The organism is Micromonospora maris AB-18-032 (assembly GCF_000204155.1).
Taxonomy (GTDB): Bacteria; Actinomycetota; Actinomycetes; order Mycobacteriales; family Micromonosporaceae; genus Micromonospora; species Micromonospora gifhornensis.
This window is the reverse complement of the sequence record NC_015434.1, coordinates 4,256,770-4,274,964: the sequence shown is the minus strand read 5'-3', so window position 1 is coordinate 4,274,964 and position 18,195 is coordinate 4,256,770. Positions and strand designations below refer to the sequence as shown.

17 protein-coding genes and 1 riboswitch are annotated in these 18,195 nt (G+C 71.3%); of the genes, 11 read left to right on the top strand and 6 right to left on the bottom strand.

Annotation, left to right across the window (positions count from 1 at the left end; all coding sequences use genetic code 11):
- The first annotated feature begins 103 nt into the window (after positions 1-103).
- Positions 104-2,407 carry a HelD family protein gene (locus VAB18032_RS18925; RefSeq protein WP_013734498.1) on the top strand — a complete coding sequence of 768 codons (2,304 nt, stop codon included), beginning with the start codon at positions 104-106 and terminating at the stop codon, positions 2,405-2,407.
- A gap of 62 nt (positions 2,408-2,469) precedes the next feature.
- The gene (locus VAB18032_RS18920; protein ID WP_013734497.1) at positions 2,470-2,730 is read left to right on the top strand and encodes a hypothetical protein; all 261 of its coding nucleotides are present in this window, start codon (positions 2,470-2,472) and stop codon (positions 2,728-2,730) included.
- Positions 2,731-2,872: 142 nt separating this feature from the next.
- Here the strand turns inward: VAB18032_RS18920 and VAB18032_RS18915 are convergent, their stop codons facing one another.
- Both VAB18032_RS18915 and VAB18032_RS18910 read right to left on the bottom strand, forming a co-directional pair.
- On the bottom strand, positions 2,873-4,309 hold the full coding sequence (locus VAB18032_RS18915) for a glycine hydroxymethyltransferase (protein WP_013734496.1): 1,437 nt from the start codon (positions 4,307-4,309) through the stop codon (positions 2,873-2,875).
- 18 nt (positions 4,310-4,327) lie between these two features.
- Positions 4,328-4,417, bottom strand: a riboswitch (ZMP/ZTP riboswitch).
- 72 nt (positions 4,418-4,489) lie between these two features.
- Positions 4,490-5,986, bottom strand: a complete 1,497-nt coding sequence (locus VAB18032_RS18910; protein WP_013734495.1) for a S8 family peptidase — start codon at positions 5,984-5,986, stop codon at positions 4,490-4,492.
- A 231-nt stretch (positions 5,987-6,217) separates the two neighbouring features.
- Between VAB18032_RS18910 and VAB18032_RS18905 the strand changes: the two genes are divergently transcribed.
- Both VAB18032_RS18905 and VAB18032_RS18900 read left to right on the top strand, forming a co-directional pair.
- Positions 6,218-6,457 carry a hypothetical protein gene (locus VAB18032_RS18905; protein ID WP_013734494.1) on the top strand — a complete coding sequence of 80 codons (240 nt, stop codon included), beginning with the start codon at positions 6,218-6,220 and terminating at the stop codon, positions 6,455-6,457.
- 66 nt (positions 6,458-6,523) lie between these two features.
- On the top strand, positions 6,524-7,495 hold the full coding sequence (locus VAB18032_RS18900; protein WP_013734493.1) for a DNA polymerase domain-containing protein: 972 nt from the start codon (positions 6,524-6,526) through the stop codon (positions 7,493-7,495).
- Between the two features lie 6 nt (positions 7,496-7,501).
- Here VAB18032_RS18900 and VAB18032_RS18895 read toward each other — a convergent pair whose 3' ends face one another.
- Positions 7,502-8,005 carry an Lrp/AsnC family transcriptional regulator gene (locus VAB18032_RS18895; RefSeq protein WP_013734492.1) on the bottom strand — a complete coding sequence of 168 codons (504 nt, stop codon included), beginning with the start codon at positions 8,003-8,005 and terminating at the stop codon, positions 7,502-7,504.
- Between the two features lie 103 nt (positions 8,006-8,108).
- Between VAB18032_RS18895 and pdhA the strand changes: the two genes are divergently transcribed.
- From pdhA to VAB18032_RS18870, 5 genes are all read left to right on the top strand, one after another.
- Complete coding sequence (gene pdhA, locus VAB18032_RS18890; protein ID WP_013734491.1) at positions 8,109-9,275, top strand: pyruvate dehydrogenase (acetyl-transferring) E1 component subunit alpha; 1,167 nt, start codon at positions 8,109-8,111, stop codon at positions 9,273-9,275.
- The gene (locus tag VAB18032_RS18885) at positions 9,275-10,291 is read left to right on the top strand and encodes an alpha-ketoacid dehydrogenase subunit beta (RefSeq protein ID WP_013734490.1); all 1,017 of its coding nucleotides are present in this window, start codon (positions 9,275-9,277) and stop codon (positions 10,289-10,291) included. Before pdhA ends, VAB18032_RS18885 begins: the two co-directional genes overlap by 1 nt.
- Entirely contained in the window at positions 10,288-11,658 is a 1,371-nt protein-coding gene (locus VAB18032_RS18880) for a dihydrolipoamide acetyltransferase family protein (RefSeq protein WP_043724939.1), read from the top strand. Before VAB18032_RS18885 ends, VAB18032_RS18880 begins: the two co-directional genes overlap by 4 nt.
- Positions 11,659-11,937: 279 nt before the next feature.
- Positions 11,938-13,200 (top strand): L,D-transpeptidase, encoded by a 1,263-nt coding sequence (locus VAB18032_RS18875; protein ID WP_013734488.1) that lies wholly within the window; start codon positions 11,938-11,940, stop codon positions 13,198-13,200.
- 188 nt (positions 13,201-13,388) lie between these two features.
- Entirely contained in the window at positions 13,389-13,742 is a 354-nt protein-coding gene (locus VAB18032_RS18870) for an STAS domain-containing protein (protein WP_013734487.1), read from the top strand.
- Between the two features lie 57 nt (positions 13,743-13,799).
- Here the strand turns inward: VAB18032_RS18870 and VAB18032_RS18865 are convergent, their stop codons facing one another.
- Positions 13,800-14,180, bottom strand: coding sequence for an FKBP-type peptidyl-prolyl cis-trans isomerase (locus VAB18032_RS18865; RefSeq protein WP_013734486.1), 381 nt, complete (start codon positions 14,178-14,180; stop codon positions 13,800-13,802).
- Between the two features lie 112 nt (positions 14,181-14,292).
- On the bottom strand, positions 14,293-14,844 hold the full coding sequence (locus tag VAB18032_RS18860; RefSeq protein ID WP_081476289.1) for a hypothetical protein: 552 nt from the start codon (positions 14,842-14,844) through the stop codon (positions 14,293-14,295).
- A 235-nt stretch (positions 14,845-15,079) separates the two neighbouring features.
- On the opposite strand from VAB18032_RS18860, the gene VAB18032_RS18855 reads away from it, so the two are divergent.
- Positions 15,080-15,940, top strand: a complete 861-nt coding sequence (locus VAB18032_RS18855; RefSeq protein WP_013734484.1) for a hypothetical protein — start codon at positions 15,080-15,082, stop codon at positions 15,938-15,940.
- 275 nt (positions 15,941-16,215) lie between these two features.
- On the top strand, positions 16,216-17,484 hold the full coding sequence (locus VAB18032_RS18850; protein ID WP_013734483.1) for a hypothetical protein: 1,269 nt from the start codon (positions 16,216-16,218) through the stop codon (positions 17,482-17,484).
- Positions 17,485-17,592: 108 nt separating this feature from the next.
- Here the strand turns inward: VAB18032_RS18850 and VAB18032_RS18845 are convergent, their stop codons facing one another.
- A complete protein-coding gene (locus VAB18032_RS18845; protein ID WP_043721267.1) occupies positions 17,593-17,937 on the bottom strand; it encodes a histone-like nucleoid-structuring protein Lsr2 in 345 nt (114 codons plus the stop codon).
- Positions 17,938-18,195: the final 258 nt, after the last annotated feature.

The following is an 18,195-nucleotide window of genomic DNA, read 5'->3' as shown; positions in this document are numbered from 1 at the left end:
GTACGGCTCGCCATGCCCCTTCAGATCGTCCGGATTGATGATTTTTGTCCCCAGGTCGGCTCATAGGCTCACCCGGTGATCATCGTGCGGTGCGGGGGCGAGCATGGCTGACGTCAGGGGACAGGAGATCGCTGCCGAACAGGTGGTGGTGGACCGGGTCTACGAGCTGCTGGAGGGCGCGCGAGAACGGGCCGACGAACTCGCCGGCGAGGGGCATCGGCGGGCGGCCGGCGGCCCGGCCACCGGGCTGGTGGAGCGGGACGCGATGGTGCACCGGGCGGCCGTACGGCTACGGTCGCTCGACGCCGAGGCGGAGGGCATCGTCTTCGGCCGGCTCGACTTCGACGACGGCGAGACCTTCCACATCGGCCGCCTCGGCGTACGCGACGGCCACGAACCCCTGCTTGTCGACTGGCGGGCTCCGGCCGCCGCAGCGTTCTACCGGGCGACGCCGGGCGACCCGCTCGGGGTGATCCGCCGCCGGGTCATCCTCTGCCAGGGTCCGAAGGTGATCGACCTCGACGACGACGTGCTCACCCCCGAGAAGGCCGGTGAGCTGCGGGTGCTCGGCGAAGGAGCGCTGCTGGCCGCGCTGCGACGCTCGCGTGGAGCGCACATGCGCGACATCGTCAGCACCATCCAACGGGAGCAGGACGAGGCGATCCGGGCCCCGGCCCGGGGCGTCACCCTGATCACCGGCGGGCCCGGGACCGGCAAGACGCAGGTCGCGCTGCACCGGGCGGCGTACCTGCTCTACACCAACCGGGGCCGGCTCACCGACGGCCGCATCCTGGTGGTCGGCCCGTCGACCGTCTTCACCCGCTACATCAGCCGGGTCCTGCCCTCCCTCGGCGAGGAGAGCGTGCACCTGCGGGCCCTCGGCGAGCTGGTCGAGGGGGTGACCGCCACCCGCCGCGACCGCGCCGCCGTCGCCCGGATCAAGGGCGACGACCGGATGCGCGACGTGCTGGCCGAGCTGATCTGGCAGCCACCACCGACCGCGCCGCAACGGCTACGACTGGTGTACGCGGGCCAGCCGCTGACGCTCGACGCGCGGCACCTGGCGGCGGCCCGCCGTCGCATCCGCGCCCGCTGCGCGACGGACGGCACCACACCCAACGCCGCCGCACCGACCGTCACCGCCGTCCTGCTGGAGACCCTGTGGCAGGAGGTCGACGGCAAGCACCTGGACCGGGAGCTCTTCGCCGAGGAGATCCGCGACCGTGACGAGTTCCGCCGGTTCCGTCGCGCCTGGTGGCCGCCGCTGACCCCGACCGAGGTGTTGCGTTGGCTCGCCGACCCCGCCCGGGTGGTCGGTCTGGACCCCGAGGAGGCCGAGACACTGGCCGCGACGTACCGGAACCGGCCCGACTGGTCCGTCGACGACGTGCCGCTTCTGGACGAACTGGCCGAGTTGCTGGGCCGTCCGCCCGCCGCACCGCAGGCGCCCGAGCCCGAGTGGCGGCTGCGGGAGCTGACCACCGGCACCCGGACCGTGGCGACCTTCGTGCTCAGCTGCGGCCTGCGCAACGGCTGGGAGCTGTACGCCCCCCACCTGTCGACCCCCTTCGCGCTCGCCGGACCGGGCATCGACAACGACGCGATCGTCGCCGCGCAGCGCTGGGCGGAGGCGGTCATCCTGCGGGAGGGGCACCAGGTCGTCGGCTGGGCCGACGGCTTCGACCCGCACGGCGAGGAGGGTTACGTGCCGGTGCTGGCCGAACCGCTGCCGGTCGAGGAGGTCGAGGAGGACTCGGCCGACGACGAGCCGTACCTGCACGTCATCCTCGACGAGGCGCAGGACCTCTCCCCGATGGAGTGCCGCATGATCGCCCGTCGGGTCGAGTACGCCTCGATGACCGTGGTCGGCGACCTCGGGCAGGCGACCCATCCGCTGGCGGCGCAGTCGTGGCCGCAGTTGCTGGCCCGGATCGGCAAGCGGGAGGTCCGCACCCTGGAACTGCACACCGGCTACCGGGTGCCGGCGCTGATCGCGGAGTACGCGGCCCGCGCCCTCACCCCCGGGATCGCGCCGACCCGGTCGTACCGGCCCGGCGGCACCCTCGCCGTACGCCGGGTCGACGACCTGCACGCCGCGCTGCGCAGCGAACTCCAGCAGGCACCGCCCGACGCGACCGTCGCCGTCATCGCCGCCGACGACCGGACCGAGACGATCACCCCGCTCATCGACGCCCCCGGCGTCGCGGTGGTCCCGGCCAGCCTGGTCAAGGGCCTGGAGTACGACCACGTCATCGTCGTGGAGCCGGCCGAGATCGTGGCCGCCGAACCGCGCGGCATGAACCGGCTCTACGTCGTACTGACCCGAGCCGTCGCGACCCTGGTCGTCCTGCACCACGACACACTGCCTGTTGCCCTGCGCGACGATGACCCCGTTGAGCTGACGTAGCGCGTTCACCCGTTCGCAACCTGTGACGGCCCCCGTGGTCCGGTCCTGGGTGGACAGTCATAATGGATCGCATGGTTGCCTGGGAGTACGCCTTGTTGGTCCGCCGCTACCAGGGGCAGGGCCGGAACTTTCACGTCACGTTCGTCTGGTACGGCCCCGACGGGTCACGCAAGGACGTCACCGCCTACGGTGACACCGCCGTCGCGCATCTCAACCGTGTCGGCCGAGAGGGTTGGGAACTCGTCACCGCCGCCGAGGACGTGAACAACGTGCAGGGCAGCACCGAGGTCCACCGCTACCACCTCAAGCGCCCGCTGAACTGAGGCGCGCCCTGACCCGGCGGCGTCAGGGGTGAGTGGGGCGGCCCCGCCGCCGGGCAGACAGTGCATCCCGCAGCAGAACGGCAGCGCAGAAACGGCCGGCCCGACGCCGCACGGCGTCGGGCCGGCCGGAAAGCCGCGTCGGTCAGCCCAGGTCGACGCTCGGGTAGAGCGGGAAACCGGCGAGCAGTTCGCCGGCCTGGCGGCTGACCTTGTCGGCCAGGGCCGGGTCGAGCACGTACTTGGCCTTGGAGGCGGTGCCGTCCGGGTTCGCGCCGGCGGTGGTCTGGCTCAGCACGGTGTGGATCAGCTCGGCCGTGGTGTCCATCTCCGCCGAGCCCAGCCCACGGGTGGTCAGCGCGGGCGTGCCGATCCGGATGCCAGAGGTGTACCAGGCGCCGTTCACGTCCTGCGGGACGGCGTTGCGGTTGGTGACGATGCCCGACTCCAGCAGCGCCTGCTCGGCCTGCCGGCCGGTCAGCCCGTAGCCGCTGACATCGATGAGCACCAGGTGGTTGTCGGTGCCGCCGGTGACCAGCTTGGCGCCCCGGCGCAGCAGGCCCTCGGCCAGCGCCTGGGCGTTGTCGACGATGCGCTGGGCGTAGTCGGCGAAGTCGGGCCGGCGGGCCTCGGCCAGCGCGACCGCCTTGGCGGCCATCACGTGCGGCAGCGGGCCGCCGAGCACCATCGGGCAGCCCCGGTCCACCTGCTCGGCCAGCTCCGGGCCGCAGAGCACCATGCCGCCGCGCGGGCCGCGCAGCGACTTGTGGGTGGTGGTGGTGACGATGTGCGCGTGCGGCACCGGGTCGAAGTCGCCGGTGAAGACCTTGCCCGCCACCAGGCCGGCGAAGTGGGCCATGTCGACCATGAAGGTCGCCCCGACCGAGTCGGCGATCTCCCGCATGATCCGGAAGTTCACCTTCCGTGGGTACGCCGAGTAGCCGGCGACCAGCACCAGCGGCCGGAACTCGCGGGCGGCCTCGGCGACCTTGTCGTAGTCGACCAGGCCGGTCGCCGGGTCGGTGCCGTAGCTGCGCTGGTCGAACATCTTGCCCGAGATGTTCGGCCGGAAGCCGTGGGTGAGGTGTCCACCGGCGTCCAGTGACATGCCGAGCATCCGCTGGTCACCCAGCTCCCGGCGGAGCGCGAACCAGTCGGCCTCGGTCAGGTCGTTGACGTGCCGGGCCTGCGCCCGCTTGAGCGCCGGCGCCTCCACCCGGTCGGCCAGGATCGCCCAGAACGCCACCAGGTTGGCGTCGATGCCCGAGTGCGGCTGCACGTACGCGTGGGCCGCGCCGAACAGCTCCCGGGCGTGCTCGGCGGCGAGGGCCTCGACGGTGTCGACGTTCTGGCAGCCGGCGTAGAACCGGCGGCCGACGGTGCCCTCGGCGTACTTGTCGCTGAACCAGTTGCCCATCGTCAGCAGGGTGGCCGGTGAGGCGTAGTTCTCGCTGGCGATCAGTTTGAGCGATTCGCGCTGGTCGACAAGCTCCGCGCCGATCGCGTCGGCGACGCGCGGCTCGACGGAGCGGATGACCTCCAGTGCGCTGCGGAAGGCGGTGGACTCGGCGTTGGGCGACATGCGACCTCCAGTGGATGTGCGGAAGGCCCAGGCGCTCGGCGTGCGTCGTTGTGACGGGACCGCTTCCCGATGGTGCTCCATCCCCACGCGCCAGTCACGGCCCTCGCCGATCCTACCGGGTGCGACGTCGGCCGTCGGCGGGGTCCGGCGTCCCCCTCGGCCGCCGGACCGCGCCGACGATCACTTCACCGCGCGGTAGGCGTTGACGAGGCCGGCGCCGTGGAAACCGTTGCGCGTACCGCCCTGGCAGGTGGCCGTGTAGTCGGTCGCGCTCGGCAGCAGCGGAATCGGGTCGTACCCGCCGGCGGGGCAGGGCTGGGGCACGGCGGTGCGCTCCAGCAGCGCCGCCAGCTGCCCGGGGGTCATGCCCGGGCGAGCCGACAGGGCCAGCGCCGCGACGCCGGTGACGTGCGGACCGGACATCGAGGTGCCCTGCTTCCAACCCCAGCCGTCGATGCGGGTCACGGTGTTGAAGGTGGTCGACAGGATGGCGTCGGCGGTCGTCGGGGTCAGGCCCTGGGTGCGGATCCGGCTGTCGCCGCCGGGCGCGGTCACGTCGACGACCCCCTGACCGTATGACGAGTAGTAGCTCTTCTGCCCGGTCGGCCCGACCGCGGCGACGGTCACCACGCCCGGCGCCTGGGCGGGCAGCACCAGGCAGGCGCCGTTGACCTCGCGTACCTCCGGGGTGCCGTTGTTCGGGCTGCCCGAGTCGACGAACCGGTGCGCCAGGTCGTGGTTGGCGTTGCCGGCGGACGCGACGGTGAGCACACCCTTGCTCTGCGAGTAGCGGATGGCCCGCTGCACGGCCTGCCACACCGGGCGCTGGCGTGCGTCGTTGCGGCAGTTCAGCTCCCACGGGTCGAGGTAGTAGCTGTTGTTGGTCAGCTGCATCCCCTGCTCGGCCGCCCACATGAACCCGCAGACCGCGGCCTCCGGATAGATGTAGCCCTCGTTGTCGACGACCTTCACCGCGGCCACCTTGACGCCCGGTGCCACGCCGGTGACGCCGACGCCGTTGCGGGCGGCCGCGATGGTGCCGGCCACGTGGGTGCCGTGGTCGGAGGTGGTGGGGTTCCAGGCCGCTTCGGTGGTGTCCGCGACGCCACCGAGGCAGGAGGCGCTCTTGTCCCGGGCGAGCTGGCCGGCCAGGTCGGGGTGGCTGCTGGAGATGCCGCTGTCCAGCACGCCGACCACCACGTCGGCGCTGCCGGCGGTGACCGTGTGGGCCCGCGGCAGGTCGATCATCGGCATGTTCCACTGCTGGGCGAACAGCGGCTCGGTGCTCGGGTCGCCGCCGACGGCCGCCAACTCGCCCGTGGTCAGCTCGACGGTGTGACCCTCGTCGAGCACGGTGCCCAGGCCGGCGGTCGACGCCACGGACTCGACGCCCGCACCGGCGGTGTCGGCGACGAAGTCACGGTTGGCGGAGCGGACCACCAGCACGCCGATCTGCCGGTAGTCGGCGATCACCGTGCCGTCGGCGGCGGCCACCCGGGCCAGCGCCCGGTCGACCGTGGCGCCCTGCGGTGTGAGCACCAGGAAGGTGGCCTCGCCGCCATGGGCCTCGCCGCCGTCGACGGAGGCGGTGGCCGGGGCGGTGACAACGCTGGTGACGCCGGCGCCGAGTGCCACGGCGACCGCCACCGCGAGTGCCTTGCGGCCGAGCTTCTTCACACAGACTCCCCAGGGTGCGACCCCGCCGTGCGGCACCCTCGTGCGGGCGGCCCGGCGGCGGCGGACGGGTTGCCCGCCCTCACGATCAGAAGCGTCCCGTCGATATGTGGCGTTACACCCCAGGACGTGCGCAGGTGGCAGCTGTCAGAGCAAGACGTCGGCCGTGCGGGGTGTGCCGGCCACCGTCAGGGGTACGCGACCGCAGACCCACCTGCTAGCTGGAGGTGAACCATGGCCACGATGGTGCGGGAGCCGGCCAGTCCGGTGAAGGACGACCACTACGACCTGCTGCACACCCTGCAGATGTCGCTGGAGCACGTCTGGAAGATGGAGAACTACATCGCCGACGCCGAGGCGCGCGGCGACAGCGAACTCGCCACCTGGTTCCGCGAGATCCAGGACGACCACCGCAAGATGGGCGAGCAGGGCAAGAAGCTGCTGAAGGCACGCCTTCAGCAGGAGAAGGTCTGATCCGGGCGGCGATGGCCGGGTGGTGTTGCGCCCCACCCGGCCATCGCCGCGCCTATGGTGATGTCCATGGCGAGTACGGCCGAGGAGATCCAGGTGGGGCGGCGGACGGTTCGCGTCTCCAGCCCGGACAAGCCGTACTTCCCCGAGCGTGGGCTGACCAAGCTGGACGTGGTGCGCTATTTCCTCGCCGTGGGTGACGGCATCCTGCGGGCGTTGCGGGATCGACCGACCATGCTGGAACGGTGGCCACGGGGGGTGTTCGAGGGGGCGACCATCGCCACCCGGCAGGACAACCGGGGCGACGCCTTCTATCAGAAGCGGGTGCCGTCGGGCGCGCCCGGCTGGGTGGGCACCGCGCACATCACCTTTCCCAGCGGTCGTACCGCCGACGAGGTCGCGCCGGGGGAGTTGGCGGTGGTGATCTGGGCGGTCAACCTGGGTACCCTGCGCTTTCACCCCTGGCCGGTGACCCGCGCCGACGTGGAGCGGCCCGACCAGCTGCGCATCGACCTGGACCCGATGCCCGGCGTCGGGTTCGACCAGGTGGTGCCGGTGGCGCACGAGGTGCACCGCTTCCTCGACGAGTTGGGTCTGACTGGCTACCCCAAGACCACCGGCGGCCGGGGCCTGCACGTCTACGTCCCGATCGAGCCCCGGTGGAGCTTCGGTGACTGCCGGCGCGCGGTGCTGGCGTTGGGGTGCGAGCTGCAACGGCGGCGCCCGGACCTGGTCACCACCACCTGGTGGCGCGAGCAGCGGGACCGGCCGGTTTTCATCGACTACAACCAGATGGCCCGCGACCACACGATGGCGTCGGCCTACTCGATCCGCCCGACCCCGCAGGCGCTGGTCTCCGCGCCGCTGGACTGGGCCGAGCTGGACGACGTCCGGCCGGAGGACTTCGACGTGGTGAGCATGCCCGCCCGGTTCGCCGAACGCGGCGACCCGCACGCGGGACTGGACGAGGACCGGTTCTCGCTGGACCCGCTGTTGGCACTGGCCGACCGGGAGGGCCTCGCCGCGCCGCCGGAACGCTGAGCCCCGCTACGACCAGGGGCTGTTGACCCCGTCGTACTCCTCGAAGACCAGCCAGCTGCGGGTCGACAGCACCCCGGAGATGCGCTGGACCCGGTCCAACACCACGTCCCGCAGGGTGGCGTTGTCCGGGGCGCGGACCAGGGCCAGCACGTCGTGCTCGCCGCTGAGCAGCGCCACGTGCTCGACGTAGCGCACCTGCGCCAGCTCCGCCGACACCTCCCGCCAGGTGTTCTGCCGGATGGTCAACGCGATGTACGCCGAGGTGCCCAGGCCGGCCGGTTCCGGGGCGACCCGCGCGGCGAACCCGGTGATCACCCCGTCCCGGACCAGCCGCTCCACCCGGGCGTACGCGTTGGTCCGCGACACGTGCACCCGCTCGGCGAGGGTACGGATGGACATCCGGCCGTCGCGGGTCAACTCGTCGAGCAACCGCCGGTCCACCTCGTCCAGTTGTGCCGAACGTCCCGTGGCGCTCGTCACGGCCGGTCCGTTGACGGTCTCCTGGCCCATCGCAGCCTCCCCTCGGTGCCATTCATCCCGCGTTCACCAGGCATCTTGAGTCAATCATCCAACCAAAGGAGCATAGGGCCACCACACGTCCAGGAGGTTCGCCGTGACCACGACCCCCCAGGCGGCGCGCAGGGCATCCCCGCGAAAGCGCCGGCCGGCCACCCCGGCCGCACCGGACCCGTCCGCCGGCCTGATGCCGCAGGCCGAACCGGTCCGGTTGCTGAACTCCGACGGCACCCCGCTGCCGTCGCGCCCCGACTACCCCGAGCCGCCCGTCGAGGCGCTGCGCGAGATGTACCGGCGGATGGTGATCGGCCGCCGCTTCGACGCGCAGGCCACCGCGCTGACCAAGCAGGGCCGGCTGGCCGTCTACCCGTCCTCCCGGGGCCAGGAGGCCTGCCAGGTCGGCGGCGTCCTCGCGCTGCGCGACGACGACTGGGTGTTCCCCACCTACCGCGAGTCGATGGCGCTGACCGCCCGGGGCATCGACCCGGTCGAGGTGCTCACCCTGCTGCGCGGCGACTGGCACTGCGGGTACGACCCCACCGCGGTGCGCACCGCCCCGCAGTGCACCCCGCTGGCCACCCAGTGCGTGCACGCCGCCGGCCTGGCCTACGGCGAGTCGTACCAGGGTCGCGACACCGTCGCGCTCGTCTACATCGGTGACGGCGCCACCAGCGAGGGCGACTTCCACGAGGGCGTCAACTTCGCCGCCGTGTTCAAGGCGCCGGTCGTCTACTTCGTGCAGAACAACAGGTACGCGATCAGCGTTCCGCTGTCCCGGCAGACCGCCGCGCCGACGCTGGCCTACAAGGGCGTCGGTTACGGCGTACCCAGTGAGCAGGTCGACGGCAACGACCCGGTCGCGGTGCTGGCCGTGCTGAACCGGGCTGTCGCGCACGCCCGGGCCGGCAAGGGGCCGTACCTGGTGGAGGCGCACACCTACCGGATGGAGCCGCACACCAACGCCGACGACCAGACCCGCTACCGCGACGCCGAGGAGGTCGAGGCGTGGCGTGAGCGTGACCCGATCACCCGGCTGGAGAGCTACCTGCGCGCCCGCGAGGTGCTCGACGACGCCGCCGTCGCCGAGATCGCCGAGGAGGCCGAGGCGTACGCGGCGCGGCTGCGCGAGCGGATGAACGTCCAGCCCACCGTCGACCCGCTCAGCCTCTTCGAGCACGTCTACGCCGAGCCCACCCCGCAACTGGTGGAGCAGCGGGAACAGGTACGCGCCGAGCTGGCCGCGACGCAGGAGGAGGACGCCTGATGGCCACCATGACGATGGCGAAGGCCCTCAACGCCGCCCTCGCCGACGCGATGCTCGACGACGAGCGGGTCGTCGTCTTCGGCGAGGACGTCGGCCAGCTCGGTGGGGTCTTCCGGATCACCGACGGGTTGCAGGCACGCTTCGGCGACAAGCGTTGCTTTGACACCCCGCTGGCCGAGGCCGGCATCGTCGGCTTCGCCGTCGGACTGGCCATGTCCGGGCTGCGCCCGGTGGTCGAGATGCAGTTCGACGCGTTCGCGTACCCGGCGTTCGAGCAGATCGCCTCCCATGTGGCGAAGCTGCGCAACCGCACCCGTGGCGCGCTCAGCGTGCCGATGGTGATCCGAGTGCCGTACGCCGGAGGCATCGGTGGGGTGGAGCACCACTGTGACTCCTCCGAGGCGTACTACGCGCACACCCCGGGTCTGAAGGTGGTCACCCCGGCGACGGTCGCCGACGCGTACTCGCTGCTGCGGGAGGCGATCGACGACCCGGATCCGGTGGTCTTCATGGAGCCGAAGAAGCTCTACTTCGCCAGCGGCGAGGCGGACCCCTCGGCGCGTACCGAGCCGTTCGGTCGGGCGGTCGTACGCCGGCCCGGTCGCGACGCCACCCTTGTCGCGTACGGTCCGGCGGTGCCGGTCGCTCTGGAGGCCGCCGAGGCCGCCAAGGAGGAGGGCTGGGACCTGGAGGTCGTCGACGTCCGCACCATCGTGCCGTTCGACGACGCCACGATCGCCGCCTCGGTGCGGCGCACCGGCCGGTGCGTGGTGGTGCAGGAGGCGCAGGGCTTCGCCGGGGTGGGCGCGGAGATCGCCGCCCGGGTGCAGGAGCGCTGCTTCCACGCCCTGCACGCGCCGGTGCTGCGGGTGTCCGGGCTGGACATTCCGTACCCCGCGCCGATGCTGGAGCACACCCACCTGCCCTCGGTCGACCGGGTGCTCGACGCGGTGGCCCGACTGCAGTGGGACGACCAGCCGGACTCCCGGTGGCTGACCGACGGGGTGCCGGCATGAGCGAGCAGGTCTTCCTCCTACCCGACCTCGGTGAAGGGCTCGCCGAGGCGGAGATCGTGCAGTGGCGGGTCGCGGTCGGCGACGTGGTCACCGTGGACCAGACCGTGGTCGAGGTGGAGACCGCCAAGGCCGTCGTGGACGTGCCCTGCCCGTACGCCGGCCGGGTCGTGGCCCTGCACGGCGCGGAGGGTGAGGTGCGGCCGGTCGGCCAGCCGCTGATCACCGTGGTGGCGGACGGCGGGTCCGAACCGGTCGGGCACGCCGTCTACCGGGAGGAGGAGCGGGCCGGCTCCGGCAACGTCCTCATCGGGTACGGCACCGGACACGGCGGGGCACGCCGCCGTCGGCGGGCCCGCCCCGTCGCCCACGCCACCGCCTCGTCGGTCCCGGCGGCGGCTCCGGTCCCGGCGGCTGTGGCCCCAGCCCTGGCTCCGGCTCCGGTGGCGGCGCTCGCGTCGTCGCAGCCGGCCACGGCCCTGGTCATCTCGCCGATCGTGCGTCGGCTGGCCCGCGAGCGCGGGGTGGACCTGGCCACGGTACGCGGCAGCGGGCCCGGTGGGGTGATCCGGCGGGCGGACGTGGAGGCGGCGGCCGACGTCGCGATCTCGCCCGTTGCCGCTGCCTCGCCCGCCGAGCAGTCGGCGGCGCACGTCGGGCTGGCCCCGACCGGCGCGGGGGATCAGGTCATCCCGTTGACCGGCATCCGCAAGGCGATCGCCGACAAGCTCTCCCGCAGCCGCCGGGAGATCCCCGAGGTGACCATCTGGGTGGACGCCGACGCCACCGCCCTGCTGGCGACCCGGGCCGCGATCAACGCCGCGTACCCCGACCGGCCGGTGAGCATCCTGGCCCTGCTCGCCCGCATCTGCCTGTCCGGCCTGCGGCGCTACCCGCAGCTCAACGCCCGGGTCGACACCGAGGGACAACGGATCGTGCAGTCCGCCGGAGTGCATCTGGGCATCGCCGCCCAGACCGACCGAGGTCTGCTGGTTCCGGTGCTGCGTGACGCCGACCGGCTGACCACCATGGAACTGGCCGCCGAGTTGGCCGTCACCACGCAGGCCGCCCGCGCCGGCGAGCTGCCACCGGCGCGGCTGACCGGGGGCACCTTCACGCTGAACAACTACGGCGTGTTCGGTGTCGACGGCTCCACGCCGATCATCAACCACCCGGAAGCGGCGCTGCTCGGGGTGGGCCGCATCGTCGACAAGCCGTGGGTGGTCGACGGTCAGCTCGCGGTCCGCAAGGTCACCCAGCTCAGCCTCACCTTCGACCATCGGGTCTGCGACGGCGGGGTGGCCGGCGGGTTCCTGCGGCATGTCGCCGACTGTGTCGAGCGGCCGGAAGCGCTCATCGCCGCCGTCTGAGTCCGGTACCCCACCACCCGCGCCCGGTGTCCCCTATCAGGGGACGCCGGGCGCGTTCGGCGGTCCGCCGACCGGAGGGCGCCGGTCGGTACGGGCCGGGACATTCGCGGCGGCACCGCCCGTTGCTGCGCTACCGGGTATCCCCGGGGCCGAGGCGGTGCGGAATTCGCGGAAGTGTCGGGGCCACGCTTTTCTTCGCTCTTTCCGAAATTGCAAAACAGTCGGTGTCCGGCAGAGAGAATGTGGCAGAGGACGGAGATAAACGGGGGGACGATCATCATGAGGTTCAGGCGGCGACTGACGCTGTTCGCGGTGACCGTCGCGGCGGCACCGTTGGCGTTGGGGGCATGCACCAGCGACCGCAGGCCCGGCCAGCAGCACGCCGAGACGCGGGCCAAGCCGGAGGTGACCGTCACGCCGGCCGAGGGCAGCCGCGACGTGCCGATCAGCGGCGAGATCGGCACCGACGTCAAGCACGGCCGGGTGACCGCCGTCCGCATCACCGACGACAAGGGCGCCACTGTCGAGGCGGAGCCACGCGAGGACGGCACCGGATGGGTGCCGAGCAAGCCACTGGCGCCGAAGCGGACGTACACCGCGGAGGTGACCGTCACCGGTGACTCGGGGGACACGGTCACCCGTAAGACCACGTTCACCACTCAGCCGAAATCGTCGAAGCCGGCCATCAGCAGCGTGCTGTATTTCGCCGGCAATCGGACGTACGGTACCGCGATGCCGGTTACCGTCGCCTTCGACCCGCCCATTCCGAAAGAGGCGCGGGCGGATGTGCAGCGCCGATTGTTCGTGAAGACGGATCCGCCGCAGCCGGGCACCTGGTCCTGGGTGTCCGACGGCAGCCAGGTCTACTACCGGGCACCCGACTTCTGGCGACCGGGGACGACGATCAGCGTCCGGTCGGCCCTGGAGGGCCTGCCCATCGGCAAGGAACATGTCGGTGACACGGACAAGCGGGCCACCTCGAAGATCGGCCGGCAGGTCCAGTTGGAGATCGACAACGCGACCAAGCGGATGTCGGTCTTCCAGGACGGCAAGCTGCTGCGCAAGCTGCCGGTCAGTCTCGGCAAGCCGAGCACGCCGACCTCCAGCGGCAAGATGGTGATCATGGAGAAGCACGACTTCACCACCTTCGACACCCGGGGCTCGGCCGACCCGTACGTCGTCGACGTGGAGGACGCGCAACGGCTCACCTGGCGCGGTGAGTTCATCCACGGCGCTCCCTGGTCGGAGGGGGACCAGGGCTACACCAACGTGTCGCACGGGTGCACGAACCTGTCGGCGGCCAACGCCGACTGGCTGATGGGCGTCACCCAGGTCGGCGACCTGGTCACCGTCAAGGGCACCGAGGTCCCTCTCGACGAGGGCAACGGCTGGACCGCCTGGAACGTCAGCTGGGAGCAGTTCGCCAAGGGCAGCGCGTTGCCGGTGCCGGCCGGGCTGCAACCCACCCCGACCCAGGCGCCGGATCCGGGCGCGGTGGCCGGTGGCTCACCGGAGCCGGCACCGTCCGCCAGCGGCGGCTGAGGCAGCCGTACGCTCCGGGCCGGCTCGTCACGGGCCGGCCCGGACGCTGCCCGCGTCGGCGTACGGCACGGGCGCGGGGGATCCTCCCTAGGGTGGACCCGGCGGGTCTGCGGGTCATGCCCTGGATCTACCCGGAACCATCTCTGCGCAGGGTGAAAAGTGTCGGTGCCGCTGGATAGGTTCGACTCATGCGAGAGCGCGAGGAACGGTTCCACGTCGAGACCACGGTGTCGGGCGACGTGGTGTGCGTGCGCGTGGTGGGTGTGATCGACATCGCCACTGTCGGGGCGTTCCGGGCGGCGCTCTGGGCGGCACCGGCACGGTCGGAGCTGCGAGTGGATCTTTCCGAGGTCCGGCTGCTCTCCGCGGCCGGGGTGCGCGCGTTGATCGCGGCGCGGCTCTGGGTGCGCGCCCAGGGTGGCCAGTTGGTGCTGGTGGATCCGCCGCCCGTGGTCGACCGGGTGCTGCGCGCCACCGGTCTGCGCCGGGTCATCCCGATCGCCGAGGCGGCCCCTGACCGGATACTCGCCGCCGTCTGCTGACCAACAGAGCGGCGGCGTCGGACACCGGGGGGGCGTCCGACGCCGCGGGCGCTGCCCTCAGCGCACGCCGAGCAGGTCGACCACGAAGACCAGGGTCTCGTTGGGCTTGATGACACCACCGGCGCCACGGCTGCCGTAGCCCAGGTGCGGGGGAATGGTCAGCTTGCGTCGGCCGCCGACCCGCATCCCCACCACGCCCTGGTCCCAGCCGGAGATGACCCGCCCGCCGCCGAGCGGGAACTCGAACGCCTCGCCGCGGTTCCAGGACGCGTCGAACTCCGCGCCGGTGGAGTGCGCCACCCCCACGTAGTGCACCCGTGCCACCTGGCCGGCCTGGGCCTCCGGGCCGTCGCCGACGGTGATGTCCTCGATCACGAGGTCGGCCGGCGGGGCTCCCTCGATCGGACCGATCTCGGGCTTGCTCGCTGCCTGGTTCATGCGAATTCTCCTGTGACGTCGGTTTCAGTCAGCACAATCCTGCCGGATGCTACGGCAAGCGGCGGGCGTCACCTGGTGGTGACGCCCGCCGCGCGGGGGGAGTTGAGTCAGGTCAGCGGAGCCAACCGAACCGCTGGACGATCGGCAGCCGGGCCCAGTTGCGACCCAGACCCCAGGTGTCACCGGCGTTGGTCACCGCGAGCAGGGCCAGCACACCGGCGTAGATCAGGTGGTCGTCCATGAACGGGTTGTTGGCGGGCAGCAGGGCGGCGGTCCACATCAGCACCAGCAGCAGGCCACCGGCCGCGGCGGCGACGCGTACCCCGATGCCGAGCATCAGCGCCGTGCCGATGGCCGCCAGGCCGATCATGAACAGCCAGTCCGCCCAGGCGGCGCCGGCGATGCTGTTGTAGAACCCCTGGAACGGGCCGGTGGCGCCGAAGGTCAGGAAGCCCTTGGTGGGGCTGCCACCGTTGATCCAGGCGCCCTTCGCCTCGGTGGCGAATCCCAGACCGAAGAGCTTGTCCAGGAAGGCCCAGAGGAAGATCCAGCCCAGGGCCAGGCGGAGCCCGCCGAGGAGGTAGCGGGTGGCGCGCTTGCGGGTGGTGCGCTCCTGGACGGTCGGGGCCCCGGGAGTCTTGGCGGTGGCGGTGTTCCGCTCCATCATCGCGGTCATCGTGTCCACGTCCCTTCTCTGCTTCGCACCGCTGTCCCGGTGACATCTCTATTGGACGCCGGTCGGGTAGGTGGTGTGCAGGGCCGACCAGGCCATGACCGGGCGGGACCTTAGACCCGCCCCGCCGGGACCTGGTGCGGGGACGACCCACCCGGGGCAGGGGGTGGGCATGATCGCCACCCTAGACTCGGGCGGTCGGCGGCAGGATGGGGTGGATGCGACGATGACCAGTGGCGATGACTCCTCGACGGCGACGATCCCGGCCGAGGTCGCGCGTGGTGACGTGCTGGTCCGGGCCGGGCAGCGGGTGCATGCCGGTCTGCGTCTGGCCGACCTGGTCCGGCGGCGTCCGACCGGCCTGACCGCACACCAGTGGAACATCGCCGGCCGGGAACGTCTCGACCTGGTGGTGTCCGCTGTGGACGGCGAACACGTCGAGTTCGCCGTCGAGTTCAGGCCGCCGTCGTCCGACCCGGCCGCCCGCCGCGTCGAGCGGGCCATCGCCGCGGTCACCGCCGCCGTCGGGCTGCCCGTGCTGCGGATCGTCTCGACCACCCTGAACGCGGCCGAACACGGGCCGGGGATCGTCACGTACCTGCTCGACGCCCGCCGGTACGCCGAGGGCGCCGCCGGGACCGAGGTGGCCGCCGTGGGCTTCCGTGACATCGTCGGCCGGCTGCCCGACGGCCGCACCGGACCGGTGAACGACCTGGGCGCGCTCGCTCGGGCGGACGCGGTCGAGGCGTACGTGGCCCGGCGGTTGGCCGACCCGATCCTGCGGGGACTGCACGTGCGCTGGACGGCCGGCCCGGCCGAGGGCTGGGCCTGGGTCGAGGTACGCCCCGGGCAGTGCCTTGTGGAACGGGTGTCGCTGCACGCGCACGGCGTCTCCTGCGGCGTCGACCCCGCGCGACTCGCCGAGGATCTGGCCGCGCTCGCGGTCGGCGACCGGCTGCGCAAGCTGGACGCCGACATTCCGATATTGGTCGATCGTGCGGAACTGCTCGGTGACATTCGGCGACTACGGGAACGCCGTGACGAACTCGTCGACGGCTTCGCCTACGACCATCTCTGCCAGGCATGACGCCTGCCGGTCGACGCATCGACTGATCCGGCGTACCTGCGCCGAAAAAAACTCCGCCGACTTTGAACCCCCGTCGTGGCGGGTCCGTACCTCACCGGGAATGGACAGGATCTCCCCGACCCGCACCGACAGGCGCGGGAGACGGTGCGGAAAGGGCATCGTCGTTAGTCGACGTGCCATCGGCGCGTTCGGATGTCCGCCGGGCGTGCCACCACGATTCCGTTCGGTCCGTCGAGTCACGAATCAGGTACCGGATCGAGAAGGAGAGCAATTCGATGCGCAGGTCCCCCCGGTCGCGCCGACCATCCGGTAACACGCGGACGAAGCGACTGCTGGCCATCGGTGCCACGCTCGCCGTATTCGGCGGTGTGGTCGCCGTGACCCAGATCTCATCGGCCGGTGACCGACGGCCGCACAAGCAGACCCGTCCGGTGGCGGCCGAATGCGTCGCGCCGAGCCCTGGCGCCACCGCGCCGGCCGCTCGTGGTGCCACCACCACCCGCACCTTCCAGAACGGCCGTTGGGTGACCAACCACTGGGGTGACGGACAGCAGACCATCGAGGAATGCCAGGAGACCCGCAGCGGCGGTGGCGCGGCCACCGGCTCGCTCGCCGTGGCCTGCCCGGACGTGGTCAGCCGGCTGCCGCAGGTGCCGGACCGGGCGCGCGCCGAGGTGGACCGTAACCTGGCCCTGCTGCAGACCCAGATCACCGAGGCCGACCAGCGACTCGCCGCCGAGGGCAACAAGGGTCAGGGCTTCATCAACAACGCCATCCTGGGCCCGCTGGCCAGCAAGCGACGCGCCACGCTCGACCGGATCACCATCGCCATCGACCGGTTCGGCCCCCGGCCGCGCGGCCTGGCCGACCTCGCCAGGTGCCAGGCGCGGCCGGTCAACAACAACAACGGTGGCAACCCCGACAACGGCAACCCCAACAACGGCGGTGGCAACAACAACGGCGGCAACAACGGTGGGAACAACGGGGGCAACCCGAACGGCCTCGACGTGCTGGCGAACAACTGCAACAACAGCCGGTTGCAGCCGCACGACGGCTTCCAGAACGGCAACCGCTGCATCAGCACCGCCTTCGGTGAGGTCGGCGCGGCAGCCAACAACCCGTCGCTGTTGATCACCGAGTTCCCGCAGCAGATCAACCGCAACCAGGGCTTCGCCATCCGGGTGAGCACCCGCAACCTGGTCCGGGACCGCTTCCTGCCGGCCGGGCAGGGCGGCTACTACCTGGAGAGTTCGCTGCTCAACGGTGAAGGACTGACCCGTGGTCACTTCCACACCGCGTGCCGGATGTTGAACAACACCGACGAGGCGCCCGCGCCGGAACCGGTGCCTGCCTTCTTCGTCGCCACCGAGGACGGCGGCGGCGGTCGTCAGCCGGACAGCGTGGTTATCCAGATTCCGGGCCTGCCGGAGTCGGGTACCGCGCAGTGCGCGGTCTGGGCCGGTGACGGCTCGCACCGTATCCCAATGTCGGAGCGGGCGAACCAGACTCCCGCCTTCGACGCGGTACGGATTCAGGTCAACTGATTCGGTGAACTGACTCGGCAACGACCAGGGCCGCCCGGGAGGACTTCCTCCGGGCGGCCCTGGTCGTGGAAAGAGCGCACGCGGTGAGTTGCCGCGGGCGATCGCTGTTCAGCGGTTCTTGTACGCCTCGACGACCTCGACGGGGATGCGACCCCGCTCGGAAATCTTGTAACCGTTGCTGATCGCCCATTCGCGGATGGCGCGGTTCTGCTCACGGTTCATTCCCGGAGTCGCCGGGCCGGCGACGCGGCGAACGCTGCGGGTGGTGTCGGTGCCACGCCCGAGTCTGCGGCCGGCATTGATAAACGGGTCCAGCGCCTTGCGGAGGACGCCCGCGTTCTCGTCGGAGACATCGATGGTGTACGCCACGCCATCCAGGCTGAACTCGACCGTCCGGTCGGCTTTTCCGCCGTCGAGGTCGTCAGTCAGCACCGTGATTACTTTTCTCGCCATCGTTGATTACTCCCTGTGTGTGGCGGGGTGTGGTCAAAGTTTGACGTATGCCCAGCCAATTGCGCAACAAAAGCACCCCTTGTTGCGCGTCGCGTTTTGCGGTTCATCGAAATCCCGATTTGGCGACCTTGCTTCCAGTAGTGGTGTCAGCGCCCGGTGGTGGTCACATCAGCCCGCTCTAAGTGTCCTGGATCACATCATGGAACAATGAGCGTTCCTCGCGACTTGAGCCTGACACGCTCAACTCAATGGGATAGC

Coding starts and splice junctions, on each gene's coding strand:
- VAB18032_RS18885 (WP_013734490.1), top strand. CDS start 9,275: ATGGCCACCATGACGATGGCGAAGGCCCTCAACGCCGCCCTCGCCGAC.
- VAB18032_RS18915 (WP_013734496.1), bottom strand. CDS start 4,309: ATGTCGCCCAACGCCGAGTCCACCGCCTTCCGCAGCGCACTGGAGGTC.
- VAB18032_RS18845 (WP_043721267.1), bottom strand. CDS start 17,937: ATGGCGAGAAAAGTAATCACGGTGCTGACTGACGACCTCGACGGCGGA.
- VAB18032_RS18895 (WP_013734492.1), bottom strand. CDS start 8,005: ATGGGCCAGGAGACCGTCAACGGACCGGCCGTGACGAGCGCCACGGGA.
- VAB18032_RS18870 (WP_013734487.1), top strand. CDS start 13,389: ATGCGAGAGCGCGAGGAACGGTTCCACGTCGAGACCACGGTGTCGGGC.
- VAB18032_RS18925 (WP_013734498.1), top strand. CDS start 104: ATGGCTGACGTCAGGGGACAGGAGATCGCTGCCGAACAGGTGGTGGTG.
- VAB18032_RS18855 (WP_013734484.1), top strand. CDS start 15,080: ATGACCAGTGGCGATGACTCCTCGACGGCGACGATCCCGGCCGAGGTC.
- VAB18032_RS18920 (WP_013734497.1), top strand. CDS start 2,470: ATGGATCGCATGGTTGCCTGGGAGTACGCCTTGTTGGTCCGCCGCTAC.
- VAB18032_RS18905 (WP_013734494.1), top strand. CDS start 6,218: ATGGCCACGATGGTGCGGGAGCCGGCCAGTCCGGTGAAGGACGACCAC.
- VAB18032_RS18865 (WP_013734486.1), bottom strand. CDS start 14,180: ATGAACCAGGCAGCGAGCAAGCCCGAGATCGGTCCGATCGAGGGAGCC.
- VAB18032_RS18850 (WP_013734483.1), top strand. CDS start 16,216: ATGCGCAGGTCCCCCCGGTCGCGCCGACCATCCGGTAACACGCGGACG.
- VAB18032_RS18860 (WP_081476289.1), bottom strand. CDS start 14,844: ATGGAGCGGAACACCGCCACCGCCAAGACTCCCGGGGCCCCGACCGTC.
- VAB18032_RS18880 (WP_043724939.1), top strand. CDS start 10,288: ATGAGCGAGCAGGTCTTCCTCCTACCCGACCTCGGTGAAGGGCTCGCC.
- VAB18032_RS18875 (WP_013734488.1), top strand. CDS start 11,938: ATGAGGTTCAGGCGGCGACTGACGCTGTTCGCGGTGACCGTCGCGGCG.
- VAB18032_RS18900 (WP_013734493.1), top strand. CDS start 6,524: ATGGCGAGTACGGCCGAGGAGATCCAGGTGGGGCGGCGGACGGTTCGC.